Raw genomic sequence first — 21,019 nt, forward strand, 5'->3', positions numbered from 1 at the left:
CAGGATGCCGGGAAGGTCGGCAACTGTCTCCTCGGATGAGCGACCGCCACGACTCCTTGGCCTTGCTGGCCAACTCGGTGGCCGCGTCGGTGCGGTTCACGATTCCCACCCGCTTGTCAAGCGCGCGGCACCGGGGACGGCGCCTCGCCGGACTGGCGATACGCCTGCGCGAGGACGACGTGAGCATCGTGGGCGGCATGGCGGACACCGCCAGCCAGGTCGGCGGCTCACTTTGGCTGCCCGTCCCCGACACTACGGCCACGCGGTGACCAGCCTCGTCGTTGGCCGCAACCTCACCGACCGCACCCTCAAGACCAATGGCACGATAAGTCCTGATCCGAGCTGACGAATGGGAGACACCATGCAAGAACCGAGAAGCGCCGGAGCCATGGGGGCCGATTTTCCCTACACCCTCAAGACGATGTGCTACATCGAAGTCTTCGCAGACGGCAGCGTCCACTGGGGCGGGGATGACAACACCTACCACCGCGCACTCACCGGTACATCTCGCTTATTCGCGGTCTGGCCGGGAGAATGGTCGAGCCACCTCTTCGCCATCGACGACCTTGACCAGTACGCCCGGGCCTTTCGAATCATCCACGACGAAGCACGAACCGGGCTTACCGACCACGAACACCAAGTCCGCTGGTCAGTCAGCCCCCACGAGCAGAAGCCAACCGCCTCCTACATCAGCATCAACCTCTGGCTGGACTGCGGCTGCACAATCCGCGACTTGGAAACTTTCGCATCTCAAATGCGACAGCAGAAAGGCTGGCATATCGCCACCAGCGGCGGCTGGGGAAGCAGCGAAGACAGCACCGGACGAACCTACTCGATGAGGGCACGTCGCAAGAGCCTTGCAACCTAACTACGTCCCCAACAGCTATACAAGACGTGCCGACCCCAGTCCCCTGGCACAGCGAAAACCAAAGCGCGGAGAATGCATCACACTACGTCAGAGCGAGTCGATCAGCTTTCGGAGGGCTCGTGGCCAGTTCGAGGACGCACACGCTCACGCATAACGTGCTCCTCCTGCTCGTTGCCCCGACGGGAAACCCGTTGCTGGACGCGCGGGTGCTCAAGGTTGGCCTCCGTTGAACTGGACCAGACGACGGCTGGCGGTGGCGCGACGGGCGGTGCCGCGATCCACGTGGCGCCCCGTTTCGGGCTGACGGAATCTGACCCGGTCGCGGACACGATTCAATGCCCCCAGCAGCACATGCGCTTCAAAACCAGCCGCCACGGGGTCACGGCTCCCACGCCGCGAGCTCGTCGTCGGGCAGCGGCTCGGAGAACGACTCCGGAACACGGTAGGGCACGAAGCCCAATTCCCGTTCCGGCGGCTCCTGAATCGGGACCAACCGGGCCACCGGGACGTCTCCCCGCGCGATGACAACCTCCTCACCCCCTCGACATCAGCCAAGATTGCGGACAACCGCGTCTTGGCCTCCTGCACCTCCACCGTCCGCACCATACGGTCAATCGTGCTTGACCAACCATGGCTGGCAACCTTGGTCAGCCTGCTCGTTGCCAATCTTGTGCTGGTGGATGCGGTGTAATGCCCAGCCCCGCGCCGCAGTGATGAGTGCCGGGCGGTGTGGCAGCGATTGGTCCCGCTCGAGCAGTTGCCAGATGCCCCAAATGGCGATGGCGAACGCCTTACGCGTGGCGGCCGGAGTGGATCGCCACGCCAGCACCGCCTCGGCCCAGCATTCCGCCGCGTCAGGGTGGTGGCCTGCGGCGATCAGCCGCGGAATGAGGAACGCCGTGTCGAGGGCGGGGTTGCCGCGCCGGGACCAGGCCCAATCCACGATCCGGGCACCGTCCTCGCCGACGAGGATGTTGAGCGAGTGCAGGTCGGTATGCACCCGGTGGTCGCCTGCGACCAGCTCGATCGCGCGCGCTTCCTCCGCCACCAGCTCGTCGAGATGTTCCCGCGCCCACGGATCGAGATCGGGCGGAGTGTCCTTCGCCAGCCTGCGCCAGGCCGCCAGTCTCGCCCACTGCTCGGCCACCAGCGGCGCCTGAACCGGGCACGCGGCCAGCTCCGCACCGAGGATGCCGAGCACGGGGACGATCTTTGCCAGGTCCGGCGCCCCGGGGGCAAGATCGGCGTGTCTACCAGGCACATGCTCGAACCCCAGCAACAGCCAGTCCTCGACCTCCACACTCCACCGCAGCCGCGGCGCGATGGCCGAGGGCAACCACCGATTGACCTCGGCCTCGTGGCGGTGCATCACTCCCCGGCGGCCACCGGCTTCGGCGATGCCCTTGCAGAAGATTCGTCCACCGTCCTGCGCCAGCAGCGCCACCCCAGTCGAACCCGCCCGACGACCACGCGTCGGGCACCTCGCATCGCCGTCACCACCGGCTCCGCCCCCGGCGTGTCCAGCCACACCTGGTCGCGGAGCGCCGGGAACTCGGCGGGCCTCAGCGCGGCACCGCGGCCATGGCCTCGACCTCCACCAGGAGGTCCGGCCGGGCCAGCGCGGCCGCCACGATCAGCGACTGCGCCGGCCAGTCGCCGTCCGGGTACCAGCGGGTGAAGGTCCGCTTCACCACCGTGCGGAGGCCGGGCAGGTGCTCGGCGCCGGCCACCATGCTGAACAGCTTCACCACGTGCTCCGGCTGCGCGCCCGCCGCCGCGAGGAGCCGCTCCAGGTTGGCGAACACCGCCTCGGTCTGGGCTTCGGCGTCGGCACCGGCGAGCGAGCCATCGGGCAGCGCGCCAACCTGGCCGGAGATCACCACGAGCTCGTGACCGGACGGCACCTGGGCCAGGTGGCTGTACATCCCGATGGGGGCGGCGACGGTGTCCGGGTTCCAGCGCCGGATCATGCGTTCTCCTCAGTTCGTCCGACAGTGGTGGGGTAACGGTCGTCGGCGAGGCACGACGAGTTCCACGCCGGTCATCAAACCCATCCCGCGGACCTCGCCGACGAGCGGGTAGCCCTCCACGATCGCGCGCAGGCCGGTCATCAGGTGCACGGGATGAGGACGTCATCGTCCAGGCGGACCAGCTCGGTCCGCTCGGCCTCACCCAGCTGGCCAGAGGCCGCCGTCGTCGTCCTGGGTCACCGTGAGGTCGGCGACCTCGCTGGAGTAGGTGCGCCGAGCCCCCAGGCGGTGCCCATCAGCCCGAGCGGCGGCAGGAGGACCTGCCGCTCCTGCATGGCCTTCACTCTGCCCGGGCTGAGCAGCGCCGTCCCATCCGGGGCGGTGCGCCGGAGAGGTGCAGGCGGGCGAAGGCCAGCAGGTCCCGTGGCCGCATCGCCGGCGCCGAGCCGGCCGGCGCGTTGGAGCGGGCCAGCGACCACACCGGGGCAGGCTGCCCGCCCGGCAGATGCCCGACCGCGGCGCGATCGCCTCGTCGGCGTTCGTCGCGAAGTGCGTGAGGCCGAGCGGGGTGGCCGGGTGGTCGTGCAGGCACTGGTCGTAGGGCTTGCCGCGCAGCACCTCGACGATCCGGCCGAGCACGACGAAGGCCGCGTTGTTGCAGGAGAACATCTCCCCCGGCGGGAACAGCTGGTCGGTCCCCGCCCAGGGTCGCGACGTACCTCTCGACGCAGTCGTCGCCGCGGCCGGTGTCGGTGAACAGGTCGCCCTCGAAGCCGGACGTGTGGCACATCAGCTGGCGGACGGTGATCGCGGCGGCGGCGCTGGAGTCCGGCACCCGGAACTCCGGCAGGTACCGGCGCACCGGCGTGTCCAGGTCGAGCGCGCCCTCCTCGGACAGCTGCATGGCGAGCGTGGTGGTCCAGACCTTGGTGATGGACCCGATCTGGAACACCGAGTCCGGGGTGGCCTCGACCCCGGTCGCCCGGTTCAGCACCCCGGCGCCCGCGTCGGCGACCTCGCCGCCCACGGCGGGCGCACCGGGCACCTCACGCGCCTCGGCCAGGATCGCGTCCGAGCCAGCCGGTGATCTCGTCCAGGTTCGCCATCGGGTCACGGTAGCGGCGCCGGTGGCGGAGAAGTTCGTTCGCGCGCACGAACGCGGCCCCGCGGATCGGTCGTTCCGGACGAATCCGCGGGGCCGCGATCGGGACGGTCCACCTCAGTCCTGGTGGGCGGTCGCGATGGACTTCTCCCGCCAGGGCTCGGTGTCCTCGGCGATCCGGTCGACCTTCACCTGCCAGCGGTCGAGCGCGTCCCGGCCGAGCAGCAGGTGGGTGGGCAGCTTCTCCTGGCCGGTGACCTCGCAGATCAGCGCCGCGCCCTGGACCGGGTCGCCCAGCTGGGTGTGGTTGGCCTCGCCGACCCAGTCCAGCGTCGTGTGTGCCGGGGTGCCGTCGTAGGCGGCGATCCGGTTGTCCGGCAGGGACAGTGAGCTGGCGTCGAGGAAGTCGGTGCGGAACACGCCCGGTTCGACGACCATGCTCTGGATCCCGAACGGCGCCAGCTCCACCGACAGCGCCTCGCTGATGCCGGCCACCGCGAACTTCGACGCGCTGTACACGCTCACCCCGGGCTCACCCTCGAAACCCGACCGGGATCCGATGTGGACCAACTTCCCGCCACCCGCTTCACGCATGTAGGGCAGCACCGCGCGGGTGACGTTGATCAGCCCGAACACGTTGAGGTCGAACAGCGACCGCGCCTCGGCGTCGCTGATCTCCTCCAGCGCGCCCAGCAGACCGCGGCCGGCGTTGTTGACCAGCACGTCGATGCCGCCGAACCGGTCGACCACGGACTCCACCGCGGGGGCGATCGCGGCGGTGTCGGTGACGTCCAGCGCGACCGGGAACACGCGGCCGCCGGTCTTGAGGTCGTCCGGGAGCCGGTCCGGGTTGCGGACCGCGACCGCCACCGTGTCCCCGCCGGCCAGCGCCGCGCGGGCGATCTCCGCGCCGAGGCCGCGCGATGCGCCGGTGATCAGCCAAGTAGCCATTTCCTCGTGTCTCCTTTCGCTTCGGCGTTGTGCCTGTGCCACCACTCAACCAACGGGGAGCGGCGAAAAGGGCGCCGAACAGGGCCTCGCTCATCCTGGGACGGAATGGGCCACCCAACCGCCGCCCGTGGTCCGCGCCGCGGGGCACCCTGGCTGGATGACCACCCGTCAGCGCGCGCCGTCGGCAGCCCGGAACCTGCTGACCGCGCGCTCGTCCCGGCCGGGTCCTGCTGGTCCAGACCGCCGAACCGGGATCAGCGTCGGAAGCGGCCCTGGTGCGTGGCGTGATCAGTCCGCGGCGGCCGGCCAGGCCTGGATGTCGTCGTCGGCCTGGTGGCGCGCGGTATCGGCGCGCCCGGAGGGCAGTCCATGGCGATCCACTACCGCCTGGGCGCCCCGCTCGCCTGGATCCCCGGCGGGATCAGGCGCGGCCCGCTGTCGCTGCCGGTGCGCTTCACCCGGCGCGGCTGGGGGGATCATCCTGTCCCCCGACAACAGAGGCGCTGTTGTGGCCCCATTTCCGGCCCCCGGACTGGTTGTGTGAAGGCATCGGGACGAAAACCCGCAACCGGAAAGGAACAATCGTCATGTCGCAGGTCATCACCGGAACCCCGCTCGCCGGCCGGGTCGCCGTCGTCACCGGCGCCAGCAGCGGGATCGGCGCGGCCACCGCGGAACGGCTCGCCGCGCTCGGGGCGAAGGTCGCGGTCGCCGCGCGCCGCAAGGACAACCTCGGCGACCTGGTCGCCCGGATCACCGTCGCCGGCGGCACCGCGCTCGCCGTCCCGCTGGACGTCACCGACCGCGACGCCGTCACCGCGGCGGCCACGCAGGTGACCGATCAGCTGGGCCGGGCCGACCTGGTCGTCAACAACGCCGGCGTGCAGCTGATCTCCCCCATCGAGGACCTGAAGGTCGACGACTGGCAGCGCCAGATCGACCTCAACATCACCGGGGTGATGAACGTCCTCGCCGCGTTCGTGCCGCACCTGGTCGCCGCCGCGGACGCGGGCGGGCCCGCGGACCTGATCACCACCTCCTCGATCGCCGCAACCCGGATCCTGGAGAAGTTCTCCGTCTACTCCGGCACGAAGGCCTACCTCAGCCACTTCAGCAGGCTCGCGCGCGTCGAGCTGGGCCGGAAGATGGTGCGGGTGTCGGCGATCGAGCCGGGCATGGTCGACACCGAACTGCCCGACCACGTCACCGACCCGGATGCCAGCACGCTGATGGCGGACCTGCTGCGCGACATCGAGTGCCTGAGCCCGGCCGACGTGGCCGAGACTGTTGCGTTCATCGCCGCGGCGCCCCGGCACGTCAACCTCAGCGAGATCACCATCCTGCCGACCGCCCAGCCGGTCTGAGCGGCTCGGAGCGCGCCGTCCGTCCTAACCGGACGGCGCGCCGAGCAGCCGCTGCTGTCGTTACTCGCCAGGCTGGTCATCGGCCGCTGGTCGCCTCGTCACGACTGGTGCCGCCTGCGCCGGGAGGCGTTCATCCCCGCCGCCGGCACGATGGTGACCAGCGCCAGCACCCCGGCCGTCCAAGCTGCGGTGGAATAGCCGGAGTCGGTGGGGGCGAAGCTGCCGGCGGCGGTGTGCGCGGCGAGGATCAGGCCGCTGACCGCGCTGCCGAGGGAGAAGCCGCCGACGCCGAAGCCCAGCACGCCCATGACCACGATCGGCCACACCACACCCAGTCCGCGGACGCCGGCGAACAGCACGCACGCGAGGGCGATCACGAAACCGTTCGCGGTCAGCAGGCCGAACGGGCTGACCTTCTCCCGCATCTTCGGCGTCACGCGGCCGGCGACGAAACCCAGCACCGAGAACGGGACCAGCACCAGACCCGCCTCGACCTCGGTGAGCCCGTACCCGTAGCCGGCCTGCGAGGGGGTCTGCACGAAGCGGGTGACCAGGGTGAAGAGCAGGTACATGGCGATACCGGAGACGAACATGACCACGTTGGCGCCCGCCACCGCCGGATGCCGCAGCGCGGTCAGGTCCACCAGCGGGCGCGCCGCCTTCCGCTCGACGAGGACCCAGGCCGCCAGCGCCACGGCGCCGGCGAGCAGGATCAGCACGACCGGGAGCGGGTCGCTCGACCACCGGCTCGACTGGCTGGTCACCAGCAGCACCGCCACCAGGCCGGCGGAGAGCAGGGACGCGCCCAGCCAGTCCACCGGTTCCTTCGCCGGCGCGGCTCCGGTGTCCCGCGGGACGGCGACCACGGCGGTGATCAGCGCGGCCACGGCGACCACCACGCCGAGCAGGTGGGCCACGCGCACGCCGCCGACCTGGGCCGGCAGGCTCGCGATCGGGTAGCCGACGCCGACGGTGGAGGCCACCGACAGCATCGCGATCGTGCTCACGGCTCGGTCGCCGAGGTGCTGGCGGGCGGTGGCCATCATCAGCGCGGTCAGGCCCAGACCTACGCCCTGCGCGGCACGGCCTGCCAAGATCACCGCGAACGGCGCGGGCACCACGGTGGCCACGCTGCCCAGCGCCACGACGGCGAGCGTGGCCAGGACGACCTTCCGCCGCCGGTGGGCGGAGCCGAGGCGGCCGAGCAGGGGGGTGGCCACGGCACCGGTCAGCAGCGTGATGGCCAACGTCCATTGCGCGGTGGACAGCGACACGTCGTACTCCTCGGCCACGGACGTGATCAGCGGTGCGCCCAGGCTGCCGATCGCCGCGACCACCAACGCGATGAACACCAGCGCCGCCACCAGGAGGGTGCCGCCGCGAGCGGCACCCTCGGCCTGGCCGGTCGCAGGCGTCGAGGAAGCACTCACTGGTTGTTCTCCTCGGTCAGGTGCTCGAACAGCCCCGCGTTGATGCGGGTGCGGATGCCACGGGCCCACATCCTGGCCATGTGCTCGCGCACCACCTCGCGGACCTCGTGGTCGGCGCAGGCGGCGAAGGCCTGCAGCTGCACCAGCAGCCCAGTGCGGTCGGCGAGAACGCTGTCGTAGTACCCGCCCATGACCTTGACCGAGCCCGTCCCGGACGTGTGCTCCGCGGCGCGGTCCATACCTTCGATGAGCCGCGTGAACGCGCGCCGCACCACCTGCAGGAACAGCGCTTTCTTGGTGCCGAACAACCGGAACACGCAGGCTTGCGAGATCCCCGCGCGACGGGCGAGCGTCTCCATCGACGCGCCGTGCAGCCCAGCCGCGGCGAACTCCTCGGCGGCCAGCTCCAGCAGCTGTTCGCGCCGTTGCTCGGCCGACTACTAACAACCCCGGAGGCGGTGGTGGAAATTTCGGAAGCGACGAGAAGCGGCGTCACAACCGCCCGACCGGCGCGAGATGACGCAGGGCGGCGGCGAGCATCGGGCCGTGCAGCCCATGCCCGCACCAGCCGTCCTGTGTCGGTGGCCGCGCTCGCCGAGCGCGCAGCCCCGTGCTCCGCTGTGGTGAAGGGGACCCTCGCGCGTGTGTGGGTACCGTGCTGCTCGGTTGCCTACCGTGGGCGGTTGAACCAGGCGCCGGCCTGTGCGGTGACCATCAACGCCAGGATGATGCCGCCACAGGCGAGCCCGATGACCGGCCCGCCCGCGAAGATGAGGCCGAAGCCGTCCCCGAGGCCCAGGATGCCCAGGCAGGCCACGATCATCAGCGATGCGTACACGATCGTGGTGACCCGGACACCTCTGCCGCCGGTGGCGAACTTCGTCCCCAGGACGATCGACAGCGCCCCCAGGCCCAGCAGCACACTGACGAGGGCGACGGCATCGGCGATGCTGCCGCCGTTGCCAGCGATGATGCCGGCCGAGAAGCTGGCGACCAGCGCACCGACGGTGAGCTGCACGCCACCCATGACGAACAGGAGTACCCGCGCCCCCCTCATCAGCCCGGGCATGTCCCTCGGATGGCCCAGGTAGCCGCCGTAGGAGCTGTTCGGGGCACCGGATCTCATGGTGGCGTCTCCTCCGTCGAACCAGCTGAGCAGGGCGATACCACGCCAACAACCCGAGACGGCGCGCACCGACGCCAATATGCACCATCCAGGGCTGGGCCAAAACCGTTGTCCGAACACCCGCCCGCAAACCGGCTCCACCACCGTCAACCGACCCACCTGGACCACCACACTGCACTGTCCGGTTGGACCACATCGCACTGCCCCACAAGCAGCCGCGGCGCCGGTTTGTGGACCACATATGCAGGCCCGGTCGTCCTGGGGCGTGAGCTGGTGGTGCTCCCGCAGCAGCTTCCCGGCGCTCCTCGGCGAGCTGCACCGGGCACCTGCACGAGAACGTGCACGCTGGCTCGCTCGCCGAGTGGCTCACGACCTGGGACGTCGCCGGCGACAGAGCCACGGCCAGCGCCACCGCACATCCCCGCCCAGCCCAGCACCACGCGCACACGGGCCGGCGACCGCAGCTCCCGCTGGCGCGGGCGCCGGTCCACCAGCCGCAGCAGGCAGGGCGTGGTGAACACGAACGCCAGGCGCACCAGCAGGACGACCACCGCGACCGCGACGCCCCGCCCGGCCAGCACCAGCGCCTCCGACGGCCCGATCTCGGTGAACAGCGGCAAGCTGGGCGCCCGCCGCCGCGACGGCGATGAGCACCAGGAGCGCCTCGGTGTCCCTGGTCCCCTTCAGCCCCTCAGCCCCAGCAGGCCCAGGGCCAGCGCCACCCCGCCCTCAAGCTACTGCCCAATGGTCACGTCCCGCGAGGCCGACAGGTGGGGGGCGGCGCGACGTGCACGACCCGCCCGCCTGCGGCCAGCAACGCCGGTGTCAGCCATTCGTGAGCAGAGCCGCCGCGAGGTAGCGGCCCGCCCGATGCCACTGGCGCCGGTGAGGGCCATGGTGTCTCGGTTCATGCCCCCAGCCAAGCGAGATCCGGGGCGCATCAGCGCACCGGCAGCTCGCGGTCCTGGTTCTCCGTGCTGTGCCAGTTGGCCAGCAGGCGCATCGAGTTTTCCGACGCCGAGCCCGGTTCGGTGGTGTAGACGAACAGGATCTGGTCCGGGTCGCCCGCCGGGTGCAGCGCCTGGTATTGCACGGTCAGGTCGCCGACCAGCGGGTGGTGGTAGCCCTTGGAGCCGGTGGTGCGCCGGTGCACCTTGTGGTCCGACCACCATTTCCGGAACTGTTCGGAGTGGATGGACAGCTCACCGATCAACGCCGACAGCTGCGGGTCGTCCGGGTAGCGGCCGGCGTCCAGGCGCAACATGGCGACGGTGTCGGCGGCGACGGCCTCCCAGTCCTGGTACAGCTCACGGGCGTGCGGGTCGAAGAACACGAACCGCGCCTGGTTCCGGTCGGCGGCGGGCAGCGCCCGGAAGTCGGTGATGAGGGCGCCCGCGAGCCGGTTGTGCGCGAGCACGTCCAGGCGCCGCCCCAGCACGAACGCCGGTGAGTGCACCTCGTCCAACATCTCCACCAGGCGCAGCGTCGCCGGATCCACCCGCTGCGGCCGCGCGCGCCGCTTGCGCACCGCGGGTTCGGGGCGGCCCAGGTCCATCAGGTGCTGGCGCTCGGCGTCGGTCAGCCGCAACGCGGTCGCCAGGGCGTCCAGCACCTCGGCCGAGGCGCTGCGGCTGCGGCCCTGCTCGAGGCGGGTGTAGTAGTCCACGCTCACACCGGCCAGCTGCGCCAGCTCCTCGCGCCGCAACCCCGGCACCCGCCGCCGGGCCGAGCCGTCCAGGCCCAGCTCCTCGGGGCTGACCCGGGACCGGCAGGTTCGCAGGAACTGCGCCAGCTCACCGCTCTTCATGCCGCTCATGGACCCGATTGTGCCCACCGGTGGCCACCCGGCGCGCGGTGAAGGTGGCCCATCTTGTCCCCCCGTCACGGGGGGCCGTGCTGGACGCCGGGCCGGGAGTCACGCGAGCGGGCGATCACGCGCGGCGTCGCGGGCGAGCGCGGCCGCTCGGCGGTCCTCGAACCGCGAGGCCTGCGCGTCGAGTCCAGTGAGGAATGCGGCGAGTTCGTCGCGCGCGGTCTCACCGGCCTGACCCAGGCCTTCCAGCTCGAAGACCTTCCAGTACCGCAGCAGCGGCATCACGACGTCGTCGTGGTGGATGCGCAGGTCGTAGATCCCGGCCTTGGCGATCAACGCGGCCTTGCGCGCGAAGCTCGGGATGACCGCGCCCGGCATCGCGAAGTCGAGGACCTCGTCGGTGATGGCCCGCATCATCGCGTCCGGGGAGATCTCCAGCGCCGCCTTCACCAGGTTGCGGTAGAACACCATGTGCAGGTTCTCGTCCGTGGACACCCTGGCCAGCAGTTTCTCCGCCAGCGGGTCCTGGGTGTAGCGCCCGGTGTTGCGGTGCGACAGCCGCGTCGCGAGTTCCTGGAACGACACGTAGGCGCACACCCGCAACAACGGCTTGTCCCCGCTGTCGTAGCCGGCCTGCATGGTCTCCATGCGCATCCGCTCCAGCTCGACCGGGTCGACCGCGCGGGTCACCAGCAGGTAGTCGCGGATGCAGATGCCGTGCCTGCCCTCCTCCGCGGTCCACCGGTGCACCCAGGTCCCCCACGCCCCGTCCCGGCCGAACGCGCGCTCGATCTCCCGGTGGTAGCTGGGCAGGTTGTCCTCGGTCAGCAGGTTGACCTCCAGCGCCGTCCGCGCCACCGGCGACACCCGCGACTGCGCCGGGTCCCACGCCTCGCCACCCAGATCCGCGAAGTTCCGGCCCTCGCTCCACGGCACGAACTCGTGCGGCATCCAGTCCTGGGCCGCGGTGAGATGGCGGTTGAGGTTCTCTTCGACCGTCCCTTCCAGCTCGTACATCAGGCGGGTGGTGTCGGGAAGCGTCATGCGCACGTCCTTCGGGTGGCGGCCAGGAACCTACGAGGCCGTAGGTTACGGTCCCGTAGGTACTGACAACGCGCGAGCGCCTCGACGGGTTCCCGCCGAGCGCCCCCGGTGCCACATCACACCCGGCGACGGCACCGCCCGTCCGGAGCCGGAACGGGTCACAATGGAGGACATGAAGAGGGGGTTTCGCGACTGTCTGCTGGCCTTGCTGAGCGTCGTGACGCTGGCGGTCCCGTCGGCCGCCGCGATCACGACGAGCGGAGCGCCGCAGGCCGCCGGGCCGCCGCCGGTCGTGCCGGGTTGCGAACAGGGCTGCGAAACCACGTTCTCCGCTGCGCTGCCCGGCGGGCACCGGCTCGACGGGCTGCACGGAGCCGGCGGCAACGTGCTGGCGTACTGGGACGGCGCAAGCCTGGTCGACACGGCACAGGTCCGCGGCAGCGACGGGCAACCCTACGAGCGGGTTACGGCCGGGCTCTGCGGCGCGGCGCGTTGTTCGGTCGCGTTCGAGTACGGCGCGCACTCCGCCGCCGTCGCGACGCTGCGGGTCGATACGAAGATCACGGTGGACACCGCGGTGGAGGGCGTCTCGGCCGACGTGCGCGACCTCAACGCCGACGGCCTGCCGGACGCCGCGGTGCGGCAGAGCACGTACGAGCCCAGCTTCGCGCTCGCGCCGCTGTACTGGGTGACCTACGTGCAGCAGGACGACCACCTGGTGCCCACCGGCTGCACGACACCGGTGCAGGCCTACGAGCCGGCCCCGCTCACCCCGGCGACCGGCCCCTGCCCGACGAACGTCTAGCCCGACTCGACGCCGGTCGGGCTGGACTCCCGGATCCGAGTCCGCGAAGCACACTGAGGTACCGGAGCGGAAGTCAGCAGGACCACGCGGTGGAGCGAGGCTGGGCCGAGTCCATCGGGCCGGCCGCGCGGCGGCCTCCGCATACGGGACCGCGCCGGTGGAAACCCCGATGACGAGGTCGTATGCCTCATCCGCGGGCGCGTCGAGACGAGACCGGTCAGCCCGTAGAACACGAAGGCGGCCATCCAGCTCAGCCGCTTGTTGCCATCGATCACGGAGGTCGGGGTAGGCGCTGCGCAGCAGGCCCGCAGCTCGTCGCCGGCTGGCAGCGCTGCTCGAGCTGACACCGGAGGGGCGCCCGTCTACGCCACCTTGGGCCGCAACGCCCGCCAATGAACCACCCCGCCGCCGACCTGCCCGGCCGCCCTGCTGCCCCGCTGCGCCCCGGCGGACCCAGCCGCGCTGCGAAGCACGCCCGTCCCAACCGCCCATCGGCGAGCGGACCATGACCTAGGCTTCGAGCCGTGCACAGACTCAGGGTTGGCGTGGGGTTCGGCTGCTGGCCGGTGTGGGAGGAGCGCCAAGACGGCGTGGCGAATGTGCCGCCGGCCGCATTGCCGATCAGCAGCTTGCTGCGCACTGACCTCGAACGGTGGGCGGCGTGGTACGAGCAGCAGTACGACTCGGCGAACCCCGTCGATTCCGGGTTCGACGACCGCGCGGAGGCGATCCGCTTCAACCAGGCGGGCGAGGAGCTGAGGCGGCGGCTTGCGGACGAGCTGGAGGGAGTGGCCTCGGTGACGTTCCGGCCGTATCCGGTGCATCGCGAACCGGCGCCGATCCGGCAAGCGCGAACCGGCATCGACCAGGACGATGCCGGGGCCGAGCCGTTCTAGCTGCGCGGCGGCGAACCGGCTGTGGTCATCGACGGGTTCGACTTCGTCGTCACCGTGCCGGAGGCGAGCCACAACTCGAAGGATCCCGGCAAGAAGAAGCGGCTCATCCATCGGGCAGGGCGAGGCCATCCGGCTCGCGTTCTGCGCATACACCGGCTTGGGCTGCGCCGCCGGGTGATCGGCGTGACCCGGCAGGGTCTGACCAGCGACGGACCGTTGTCGCGGGTCGCAAGCGGGGCAGTCCTCGAGCCGGAGGGTGCCGGTCGGCGTCATCGGAGCCAACGGGCGCGAGACGAACTACTGCCGCAGCCATCCCTGGGCACCCCCGCCGCCGCTGGTCCACCACCGACAAGCCGCTCCAGCGGCGCGAGGCGGCTTCTGGCGAGGCTCGCGCGTAAAGCCCGTCCTCGGCGCGGACCTCACCTGCATCTCCTTGACACTTAGAACTCTAACGTTTAGAGTGCTAAGTGTTAGTCGACAGGGCGAGCACCCGAGAAAGGAGCACGAGATGCATGCGAAGCAGCCGGGAATGGTGTTGAAGGTCAAGGCGAAGCCCGGAATGGGGGACGAACTGTTCCAGGCCTGCCACGAGCAACACTTCAACGGCGACCCGGACGGCCCGGTCGAGTGGGTCCTCGCCCGCTCGGACGAAGATCCCGACGTCATGTGGGCCTTCGAGTTCTACCGGGACGACGCGTCGTTCGACCGCCACTACTCGAGCGCCGCGCTCCAGGAAGGGCAGTTCGACGAAGGGCACCAGCGGATCGCCGACCTCGTCGCCGACGGCGCCGAGGAATGGGGCGTCCGGACGCCGGTGCACATCGTCTCCTCCAGCTGAGAAGGTCGAAGCATGGAGACGACACCGACCGGCAGCCTCGATCTGATGCGCTGGATCGTCTGGGCGCAGCGGAAAAGCGGCGAGGACTGGATCCGGGAGCGCGGGCTCACCCACGAGCAGAGCGCCGCGCTCGTCTACCTGGTCCGCAACCCCGGGGCGATCCAGCGGGACATCGCCCGGATGAGCCGCACCAGCGCGGCGAGCGTGACCAGCCTCCTGCAGGGGCTCGAGCGCCGCGGTTTCGTCGAGCGGCGCATCGAGCCCGGCAACGAGCGCAGCAAACGCGTCTACGCGACACCGGCGGGAAGCGAACTGATCGCCGGGTTCGAGACCGCGATGACCGGCGTCGAGGAGTCGATCCTGGCCCCGCTGGACCAGGCGGAGCGCGCCACCCTGCAGGCCCTCCTCACGAAGATCGCCGCGGATCTGCCGCAGCCGGACCCGTCCTGACCCACCGCCCCGCCACCCCACGTCCGCGCCGCGCCGGCCTGGACCTGCCCGGAAGAAGACCATTATGAACACCCCTCACGTCACGATCATCGGGGCGGGACTCGGCGGCCTCACGCTCGCCCGTGTCCTGCACCTCCACGGAATCCCGGCCACGGTCTACGAAGCCGAGCCCGCGCCGACGGCCCGCACGCAGGGCGGGATGCTCGACATCCACGACTACAACGGGCAGCTCGCCATCGAAGCGGCCGGCCTGATGGACGAGTTCCGCGGCATCGTCCTCCACGGCCGCCAGGCCATGCGGATCCTCGCCTCCGACGGGACCGTCCTGCTCGACAAGCCCGACGACGGCACCGGCGGACGACCCGAAGTGCAGCGCGGCGACCTGCGCCGGATCCTGCTCGACTCACTCCCCGGCGACACCGTGCAGTGGGGCCGAAAGGCCGTCGGCACCCGCTCCCTGGGCGACGGGCACCACGAGGTGACCTTCGCCGACGGCGGCACCATCACCACGAGCCTGCTCGTCGGAGCGGACGGCGCGTGGTCACGGGTGCGGCCGTTGCTCTCCGATGCCACACCCGAGTACACCGGGATGTCCTATGTGGAGACCTACCTGTTCGACGTCGACACCCGGCACCCGGCTGCCGCGCGAGCCGTCGGCAGCGGCTCCATGGCCGCACCCGCGACGGGCGGCAAGGGGATCCAGGCCCACCGGGAAAAGGGCGAGACCATCCACACCTACGTCGTACTCCGCGAACCGCTGGAGTGGTTCGCGGCCATCGACTTCGCCGACGGCGCGGCCGCGGCCGCACGGATCGCGCAGGAGTTCGACGGGTGGGCACCCGAGCTCACCGCACTGATCACCGACGGCGACGTCGCACCGCTGCTGCGTCCCATCTTCACCCTGCCGCTCGGGCACAAGTGGGAGCGGGTGCCCGGGGTGACCCTGCTCGGCGACGCCGCGCACCTCCTGACGCCGAACGGCGAAGGCGCCAACAGCGCCATGTACGACGGCGCCGAACTCGGCAAGGCCATCGCCGCCCACCCCGGCGACATCGAAACCGCCCTCACGCAGTACGAGGAAGCCATGTTCCCGCGCAGCGTGGAGTTCGGCTCCATCGGCGCGGAACTCCACGACCTCGACGGCGACGACGCGGCCGCGGGCCTGATCAAGCTCTTCACGGAGAACGGCGACTGAAACGCCGGAGCCCCCACGATCACGGGGCGGAGCTTCGAACGCCGCCCGCGGCGTCAGACGGTGAGGACGAGCTTGCCCTGCAGGTGGCCGGCGTCGAGCAGGCGGTGCGCGTCTGCGATCCGGTCGAAGGGGAACACCTCCTGCACGTGGACCCGGAGCTCGCCCTGCCACGCCGTCAGCCCGACGACCGGCAGCGCCGCAGCCTCCACATGCGACAACGAAGCCGGCTTGCGCACCAGGTGCAACGCCGGGGCCGCCACGAATTCCGCGTACGCGTTCAGCCACACGGGGGAACAGCGGCATGCCGAACACCTCGTCACCGGGCCGCAACCGGTACGTCCTGGTCTCTTCGACGACACCGCTGATGCCCCAGCCGGGTACGAACGGAAGCGGCTGCGGCAGCGGAAATTCACCGGAGGGTCGTGCTCGCCGGTCTCAGCAAGGGCCCGGTCCGCCGCGGTGAGCTCGTCGACCGCCACGCCTACGCCGAGGTGCCGCCCGCGCCGAGTACGCACTCACCCCGCTCGGCGAGACGCTGATCGGCCCGATCCACACGCACCCGACCGCTCACCGCCTTAGCAGCCGTCGGGCGAGGTAGGCCGCGTCGCGGCCGACGCCGCGGATGGTCGCGGAGGAGAAGCTGCGCTGCCACTCCAGCCCGACGAACCCGAGCCCGGGATGGGTGGTGGACAGGCCGCGGTGCTGCTTCGGCATCCCGGCCGGGCCGAGGGCACCGAGCTTGTCCAAGTAGGACAGTCCCGGGCGGAACCCGGTCGCCAGGAGGATGGTGTCGACCCGTTCGCGGGTGCCGTCGGGCCAGGTCACGGTGTCGCCGTCGATGGCGGTGAACATCCGGCGCTGGTCTGGTGCGCCGGCGTCGATCGCGGCGCGGTAGCCGCCCGCGTCCTGGACGGGCATGCCCGGCTTGGTGCGCAGCCAGGGGCCGATGGGCAGGGCGTCGAATCCGGTGACGGTGAGCCAGAAGTGCACGTCCCGCCCGAGCGGTTTCCGGGGGGCGTAGCGGATCGGGTGGCGAGGGTGACGCGGGCGTGCGGGGCGAGGTCGATCGCGATCTGGACGGCGGAGTTGGCCGCGCCCACCACCACGATCCGCTGCCCGGCGAAGGGGCTCGGCTCGCGGTAGTCGCCGGAGTGCAGGACGGTCCCGGTGAACTCGTCGAGTCCGGGGAGCGCGGGCCGATACGGGGAGGTGAAGGCGCCGGTCGCGGCGATGACGATCGGCGCGGACAGCTCCTCGCCGCTGTCGGTCGAGACGACGAACAAGCCGGCCCCGCCGCACACCCCGGTCTCGGCCAGGACCAGCTCCACCCGTCCGGCGGCCTCGTGGTCCCCGGCCAGTGCGGCGGCGATGGAGCGGACCTGCTCGTAGCCGGTCATGGCGAGGAACGTGGGGGCGCGGCCGTAGCTCTTCATCCCGGCCAGGTACACGTTCGGCTCCGGGTGCGCGAGTTCCTTCGCGCCGTGCGGGTAGACGGTGCCGCAGGAGTGCACGTTCGGGTCGATCAGCGGCGCGAGCGCGACCGGCGCCTGCAGCGTGGCGTCCAGCTCCAGCCGCAGCTCCGACAGCCAGGACAGGTCTGGGCGGAAGCCGGTCACCACCACGACCTCGTCCACCGCCTCGACGGTGCGCCCGTCGCCCGAGCGCAGCACCAGGCGGCCCTGCTCGTCGCGCGTCACGGCCTCGGTGCGGAACCCGGACACGATCTGCACCAGCCCGGCGTCCACGGCCTCCTTGGCCCGCAGCCCGAGCGCGCCGCGGGCGGGCAGCTGGTCGGCCTCGCCGCCGCCGAAGGTGGTGCCCACCGAGCCGCGGCGCAGGATCCAGCTGATCCGCGTGCCCGCCACGGCGGTGAGCGCGACCAGCGCCGTCAACGCGGAGTGCCCGCTGCCCGCGACCGCGACGTGCCTGCCGGCGAACCGTTCCCGGACCACCGGGTCGCCGAGGTCGGGCACCTGGTAGGTGATCCGGTCCGCCGCCGCCCGTTCGCCCAGCGCCGGGAGCCCGTCGCCACCCAGTGGGTTCGGGTTGGTCCACGTGCCCGAGGCGTCGATCACCGCGCGCGCGGTGATCAGCTCCTCGCGGCCGTCGGCGTGGCGGACGTGCACCGTCAGCGGCTCGGTGTCCCGCCCGTGATCCACCACGCGGTCCCGGCCCCGGCGCGCCACACCCACCACCTCCGCGCCGAACCGCACGCGCTCACCGAGGGCGGCAGCCAACGGCGCCAGGTAACACGCGACCCACTCCTGCCCCGTCGGGTAGTCCTCGGCCGCGGGGTGTTCCCAGCCGGTGGCCTCCAGGAGGCGGCCTGCCGCCGGGTCCACCAGCTCCGACCACTGGGAGAACAAGCGCACGTGGTTCCACTGCGCCACCGACGCCCCCGCCTGCGACCCGCGCTCCAGCACCACCGGCTCCAAACCCCGCTCCAGCACCTCGGACGCGGCCGCGAGCCCGATCGGCCCAGCCCCCACCACCACGACGGGCAGCTCACTCATCCCGGCCCATTCCATCGATCCAGCTCGATTGACTTGCCCAGACTGTATCGACTGTCATCGATCGAGGCAACCATCGATTGGAATCGATACACTCGGGGGCATGACCATGACTGCCGCGCCCCAGGCCCGAGTCCTGCCCGACGGGGAAGCCGCCACCTACGCCGACTGGTTCGCGTGCCTGGCCGAGCCCACCCGGGTGCGGCTGCTGCACGCCGTGGCCACCGCACCCCGCGGCATCACCGTCGGCGCCCTGACCGGCCTGGTCGGCATCAGCCAGTCCACCTGCTCACACCACGTGCGCAAGCTCGCCGACGTCGGGTTCGTGCAGGTGCGCAAGGAGGGCACCGCCACCATCGTCACCGTCAACGCGGCCTGCTGCGCCGGCCTCCCGCACGCCGCCGACGCCGTGATGGGCCTGCTCGCGCCGCGTCCCTGCTGCCCCGAAGACGTCCCCGCCGACGTCACCGTGCGGGCCTTGCGCGACGAGGACTGGGCCGCGGTCCGCCGCATCTACGGCGAAGGCATGGCCACCGGGATCGCCACCTTCGAGACCACCGTCCCCAGCCGGGCCACCCTCGACGCGACATGGCTCCCGGACCAGCGGTGGGTCGCCGAACTGGACGGCGAGGTGGTCGGCTGGGCGGCCGCCACCCCGGTGTCCACTCGCGACTGCTACGCCGGCGTCGCCGAAACCTCGATCTACGTCGCCGACGGCCACCGCGGCCGCGGCATCGGCAAAGCCCTGATCCGGCAGCAGGTCATCGCCCTCGACGAGGCCGGCTACTGGACCCTGCAAACCTCCATCTTCACCGAAAACCGCGCCGGCCTCGCCCTGCACCACTCCGCCGGCTACCGCACCATCGGCATCCGCGAACGCATCGCCCAACGCAACGGCACCTGGCACGACACCGTTTTCCTCGAACGCCGCAACAACGTCAGCTGACCGGGCGGCTGAGCTGGGTCGAGCCGGCTCATTCGACCAGGCTCGACCTGAGCGCGGTCTCGGTGTCGTCCACTGTGGAGCGCATCCGGTTCTTCGGGCCCCACACGGCGACGTAGACGAACAACACCACCATCACGGCCGCTCCGGCCCAGATGGACTGCTGCCATCCGTCCACGAACGACTCGCGGGCGGCCTGGACGATCTGTGCCGCCTGCGCGCCGGCGCCGCCCGAGACCTCGACGGCGTTGGCGACGCCCTCCCTGGCGACGTCCGCGGCCTCCTCGGGGACACCGGCCAGCCTGCCGTCGATCGAGCCGCGATACCCGGCGGACAGCAGCGCGCCCAGCACCGCGACACCCAGGGCGGTGCCGAGTTCGCGGGTGATGTCGTTGAGCGCGGAGGCGACACCCTGCTTGTCCCGCGGCAACGAGCCGGTGATGGCCTCGGTGGACGGCGTCATCGACAGGCCCATGCCCAGACCCACGGCGACCAGCCCCGGCAGGATCGACAGGTAGCCGCCCGACACCGAGACGAACAGGGCCATGAACACCAGTCCCACGACGGCCAGCGCGACGCCGGCAGCCATGGTCGCGCGGGAGCCGATGCCCGCGGCCAGCTTGGCCGCGAGGCCGGAAGCCAGCATCATCGAGATCGCCATGGGCATCAGGGCCGCCGTCGACAGCAGTCCCGACCACCCGAGCACGGCCTGGAAGAACGGGAACAGCACCACGCCGATACCCGCTTGGACGCCGAAGACCGCGAGCAACGTGAGCGAGCCGCCCGCCAAGCCGCGTTCCCGGAACAAGCGCACGTTCAGCAGGGCGGCGTCCCGGCGGCGCAGCTCCCAGACCACGAAGGCGATGCCGGCGACGAGGCCGGCGGCGAGGCTGATCACCGTTTCCGGGGCGGCCCAGCCGCCTTCGGGCCCTTCCTGCAGCGCGAAGATGAGACCGACGACGGCGACGGCGGAGAGCAGCGCGCCGACGGTGTCGTAGGCGTGTGCCGCGCGCTCACGGGAGTTGGGCACCGACTTCACCGTCGTCGCCATCGCCACGACGATCAGCGCGATCGGGAGCGCGAACAGCCAGCGCCAGTCGACGACGTCGACCAGGAGGGCGGAGAGGAACATGCCCAGGACGCCGCCGCCTCCCGCGACGGCCGTCCACACGCCGATGGCCTTGCCGCGCTGTTCCTCGGGGAAGGTGGAGGTGATGACGGCAAGGGTGATCGGCATGATCATCGCGGCGCCGGCGCCGCCGATCGCGCGGGCGGCGATCATGACCTCGGCGGTCGGGGCCAGTGCCGCCACCACGTTCGCGGTGCCGAACACCGTGAGCCCGGCGGTGAGCATGGGCTTGCGGCCCAGGCGGTCACCGATCGCGCCGAGCGGCAGCAGCAGCGCGGCCAGGGTCAGGGTGTAGATGTTGATGATCCAGAGAACCGTGCCCAGGGAGGCGCCGAACTCGACGGCCATGTGGGTCTGCGCGACGTTCAGGCCCGAGACCGAGGCGACGACGGCCATCAACGAGACGGACACGGAGATGAGGATGGTGCGCAGCTGCCGCGCGTCCGGGGTGGCAGCCCCCTGCGCGGGCTGGTTGGTGCTCATGGGTTCCTTTCCGATGGATTTGGGAGATCACGGCCCGGAACGTGGTTCGGCGCCCGGGAACCGTCTGCCACGATGTTAAGCAGGATTTGCGTCAATGGCATA

Annotated in this window: 23 protein-coding genes and 1 pseudogene; 9 read left to right on the top strand and 15 right to left on the bottom strand. The window is 71.1% G+C overall.

Annotated elements, in window-relative coordinates; all coding sequences use genetic code 11:
• Positions 1-35: 35 nt before the first annotated feature.
• Positions 36-269, top strand: coding sequence for a hypothetical protein (locus L1857_RS22325; protein ID WP_094002559.1), 234 nt, complete (start codon positions 36-38; stop codon positions 267-269).
• Between the two features lie 92 nt (positions 270-361).
• Positions 362-868, top strand: coding sequence for a hypothetical protein (locus L1857_RS22330; protein WP_198958068.1), 507 nt, complete (start codon positions 362-364; stop codon positions 866-868).
• A 379-nt stretch (positions 869-1,247) separates the two neighbouring features.
• On the opposite strand, the gene L1857_RS22335 is transcribed toward L1857_RS22330, so the two are convergent.
• From L1857_RS22335 to L1857_RS22355, 6 genes and pseudogenes are all read right to left on the bottom strand, one after another.
• Positions 1,248-1,370 (bottom strand): toxin-antitoxin system, antitoxin component, PHD family protein, encoded by a 123-nt coding sequence (locus L1857_RS22335; protein ID WP_198958067.1) that lies wholly within the window; start codon positions 1,368-1,370, stop codon positions 1,248-1,250.
• 108 nt (positions 1,371-1,478) lie between these two features.
• Positions 1,479-2,312, bottom strand: coding sequence for a phosphotransferase family protein (locus tag L1857_RS22340; RefSeq protein WP_205413235.1), 834 nt, complete (start codon positions 2,310-2,312; stop codon positions 1,479-1,481).
• Positions 2,313-2,430: 118 nt separating this feature from the next.
• Complete coding sequence (locus L1857_RS22345; RefSeq protein ID WP_116110589.1) at positions 2,431-2,838, bottom strand: RidA family protein; 408 nt, start codon at positions 2,836-2,838, stop codon at positions 2,431-2,433.
• A gap of 198 nt (positions 2,839-3,036) precedes the next feature.
• Positions 3,037-3,507: a serine hydrolase gene (locus L1857_RS35765; RefSeq protein WP_429728401.1), complete on the bottom strand. Its 471-nt coding sequence runs from the start codon at positions 3,505-3,507 to the stop codon at positions 3,037-3,039.
• Between the two features lie 97 nt (positions 3,508-3,604).
• Positions 3,605-3,952, bottom strand: a pseudogene (locus L1857_RS35770) (serine hydrolase domain-containing protein); the annotation flags it as partial.
• 105 nt (positions 3,953-4,057) lie between these two features.
• The gene (locus L1857_RS22355) at positions 4,058-4,891 is read right to left on the bottom strand and encodes an SDR family NAD(P)-dependent oxidoreductase (RefSeq protein ID WP_116110590.1); all 834 of its coding nucleotides are present in this window, start codon (positions 4,889-4,891) and stop codon (positions 4,058-4,060) included.
• A gap of 587 nt (positions 4,892-5,478) precedes the next feature.
• Here L1857_RS22355 and L1857_RS22360 point away from each other — a divergent pair.
• Positions 5,479-6,255 (top strand): SDR family oxidoreductase, encoded by a 777-nt coding sequence (locus L1857_RS22360; RefSeq protein ID WP_116110591.1) that lies wholly within the window; start codon positions 5,479-5,481, stop codon positions 6,253-6,255.
• Positions 6,256-6,353: 98 nt separating this feature from the next.
• Here the strand turns inward: L1857_RS22360 and L1857_RS22365 are convergent, their stop codons facing one another.
• The 5 genes from L1857_RS22365 to L1857_RS22385 form a co-directional block, all read right to left on the bottom strand.
• Positions 6,354-7,685 (bottom strand): MFS transporter, encoded by a 1,332-nt coding sequence (locus L1857_RS22365; RefSeq protein ID WP_116110592.1) that lies wholly within the window; start codon positions 7,683-7,685, stop codon positions 6,354-6,356.
• Positions 7,682-8,098, bottom strand: coding sequence for a TetR/AcrR family transcriptional regulator (locus L1857_RS22370; RefSeq protein ID WP_116110593.1), 417 nt, complete (start codon positions 8,096-8,098; stop codon positions 7,682-7,684). The genes L1857_RS22365 and L1857_RS22370 overlap by 4 nt, the downstream gene beginning before the upstream one ends.
• A 257-nt stretch (positions 8,099-8,355) precedes the next feature.
• Positions 8,356-8,880: a hypothetical protein gene (locus L1857_RS22375; RefSeq protein ID WP_233156960.1), complete on the bottom strand. Its 525-nt coding sequence runs from the start codon at positions 8,878-8,880 to the stop codon at positions 8,356-8,358.
• Positions 8,881-9,751: 871 nt separating this feature from the next.
• Entirely contained in the window at positions 9,752-10,618 is an 867-nt protein-coding gene (locus tag L1857_RS22380; RefSeq protein WP_115944789.1) for a helix-turn-helix domain-containing protein, read from the bottom strand.
• Positions 10,619-10,726: 108 nt separating this feature from the next.
• Positions 10,727-11,668, bottom strand: coding sequence for an acyl-ACP desaturase (locus L1857_RS22385; protein ID WP_116110595.1), 942 nt, complete (start codon positions 11,666-11,668; stop codon positions 10,727-10,729).
• A gap of 172 nt (positions 11,669-11,840) precedes the next feature.
• Here L1857_RS22385 and L1857_RS22390 point away from each other — a divergent pair, with 172 nt between their 5' ends.
• The 5 genes from L1857_RS22390 to L1857_RS22415 all read left to right on the top strand — a co-directional run bounded on the left by L1857_RS22390 (position 11,841) and on the right by L1857_RS22415 (position 15,852).
• The gene (locus L1857_RS22390) at positions 11,841-12,473 is read left to right on the top strand and encodes a hypothetical protein (protein ID WP_233156959.1); all 633 of its coding nucleotides are present in this window, start codon (positions 11,841-11,843) and stop codon (positions 12,471-12,473) included.
• Positions 12,474-12,997: 524 nt separating this feature from the next.
• Complete coding sequence (locus tag L1857_RS22400; protein ID WP_488153996.1) at positions 12,998-13,369, top strand: hypothetical protein; 372 nt, start codon at positions 12,998-13,000, stop codon at positions 13,367-13,369.
• A gap of 508 nt (positions 13,370-13,877) precedes the next feature.
• A complete protein-coding gene (locus L1857_RS22405) occupies positions 13,878-14,207 on the top strand; it encodes a putative quinol monooxygenase (protein WP_094002550.1) in 330 nt (109 codons plus the stop codon).
• Between the two features lie 12 nt (positions 14,208-14,219).
• A complete protein-coding gene (locus L1857_RS22410) occupies positions 14,220-14,657 on the top strand; it encodes a MarR family winged helix-turn-helix transcriptional regulator (RefSeq protein WP_116110597.1) in 438 nt (145 codons plus the stop codon).
• Positions 14,658-14,721: 64 nt separating this feature from the next.
• Positions 14,722-15,852: an FAD-dependent oxidoreductase gene (locus L1857_RS22415; RefSeq protein WP_116110598.1), complete on the top strand. Its 1,131-nt coding sequence runs from the start codon at positions 14,722-14,724 to the stop codon at positions 15,850-15,852.
• 53 nt (positions 15,853-15,905) lie between these two features.
• Here the strand turns inward: L1857_RS22415 and L1857_RS35775 are convergent, their stop codons facing one another.
• The 3 genes from L1857_RS35775 to L1857_RS22430 form a co-directional block, all read right to left on the bottom strand.
• Positions 15,906-16,139 carry a zinc-binding dehydrogenase gene (locus L1857_RS35775; protein ID WP_429727776.1) on the bottom strand — a complete coding sequence of 78 codons (234 nt, stop codon included), beginning with the start codon at positions 16,137-16,139 and terminating at the stop codon, positions 15,906-15,908.
• A 280-nt stretch (positions 16,140-16,419) separates the two neighbouring features.
• A complete protein-coding gene (locus tag L1857_RS22425; RefSeq protein ID WP_162831037.1) occupies positions 16,420-16,704 on the bottom strand; it encodes an NAD(P)/FAD-dependent oxidoreductase in 285 nt (94 codons plus the stop codon).
• Complete coding sequence (locus tag L1857_RS22430; RefSeq protein ID WP_240323177.1) at positions 16,674-18,365, bottom strand: NAD(P)-binding domain-containing protein; 1,692 nt, start codon at positions 18,363-18,365, stop codon at positions 16,674-16,676. Before L1857_RS22430 ends, L1857_RS22425 begins: the two co-directional genes overlap by 31 nt.
• 100 nt (positions 18,366-18,465) lie before the next feature.
• Between L1857_RS22430 and L1857_RS22435 the strand changes: the two genes are divergently transcribed.
• On the top strand, positions 18,466-19,308 hold the full coding sequence (locus tag L1857_RS22435; RefSeq protein WP_116110599.1) for a helix-turn-helix domain-containing GNAT family N-acetyltransferase: 843 nt from the start codon (positions 18,466-18,468) through the stop codon (positions 19,306-19,308).
• 28 nt (positions 19,309-19,336) lie between these two features.
• Here the strand turns inward: L1857_RS22435 and L1857_RS22440 are convergent, their stop codons facing one another.
• Entirely contained in the window at positions 19,337-20,917 is a 1,581-nt protein-coding gene (locus tag L1857_RS22440) for an MFS transporter (RefSeq protein ID WP_094009227.1), read from the bottom strand.
• Between the last annotated feature and the right edge of the window lie 102 nt (positions 20,918-21,019).

Source organism: Amycolatopsis thermalba, assembly GCF_023376025.1.
Lineage (GTDB): Bacteria > Actinomycetota > Actinomycetes > Mycobacteriales > Pseudonocardiaceae > Amycolatopsis_E > Amycolatopsis_E thermalba.

Coding starts and splice junctions, on each gene's coding strand:
- L1857_RS22325 (WP_094002559.1), top strand. CDS start 36: ATGAGCGACCGCCACGACTCCTTGGCCTTGCTGGCCAACTCGGTGGCC.
- L1857_RS22330 (WP_198958068.1), top strand. CDS start 362: ATGCAAGAACCGAGAAGCGCCGGAGCCATGGGGGCCGATTTTCCCTAC.
- L1857_RS22345 (WP_116110589.1), bottom strand. CDS start 2,838: ATGATCCGGCGCTGGAACCCGGACACCGTCGCCGCCCCCATCGGGATG.
- L1857_RS35765 (WP_429728401.1), bottom strand. CDS start 3,507: ATGTTCTCCTGCAACAACGCGGCCTTCGTCGTGCTCGGCCGGATCGTC.
- L1857_RS22355 (WP_116110590.1), bottom strand. CDS start 4,891: ATGGCTACTTGGCTGATCACCGGCGCATCGCGCGGCCTCGGCGCGGAG.
- L1857_RS22360 (WP_116110591.1), top strand. CDS start 5,479: ATGTCGCAGGTCATCACCGGAACCCCGCTCGCCGGCCGGGTCGCCGTC.
- L1857_RS22380 (WP_115944789.1), bottom strand. CDS start 10,618: ATGAAGAGCGGTGAGCTGGCGCAGTTCCTGCGAACCTGCCGGTCCCGG.
- L1857_RS22385 (WP_116110595.1), bottom strand. CDS start 11,668: ATGACGCTTCCCGACACCACCCGCCTGATGTACGAGCTGGAAGGGACG.
- L1857_RS22390 (WP_233156959.1), top strand. CDS start 11,841: ATGAAGAGGGGGTTTCGCGACTGTCTGCTGGCCTTGCTGAGCGTCGTG.
- L1857_RS22405 (WP_094002550.1), top strand. CDS start 13,878: ATGCATGCGAAGCAGCCGGGAATGGTGTTGAAGGTCAAGGCGAAGCCC.
- L1857_RS22410 (WP_116110597.1), top strand. CDS start 14,220: ATGGAGACGACACCGACCGGCAGCCTCGATCTGATGCGCTGGATCGTC.
- L1857_RS22415 (WP_116110598.1), top strand. CDS start 14,722: ATGAACACCCCTCACGTCACGATCATCGGGGCGGGACTCGGCGGCCTC.
- L1857_RS22425 (WP_162831037.1), bottom strand. CDS start 16,704: ATGTTCACCGCCATCGACGGCGACACCGTGACCTGGCCCGACGGCACC.
- L1857_RS22430 (WP_240323177.1), bottom strand. CDS start 18,365: ATGAGTGAGCTGCCCGTCGTGGTGGTGGGGGCTGGGCCGATCGGGCTC.
- L1857_RS22435 (WP_116110599.1), top strand. CDS start 18,466: ATGACCATGACTGCCGCGCCCCAGGCCCGAGTCCTGCCCGACGGGGAA.
- L1857_RS22440 (WP_094009227.1), bottom strand. CDS start 20,917: ATGAGCACCAACCAGCCCGCGCAGGGGGCTGCCACCCCGGACGCGCGG.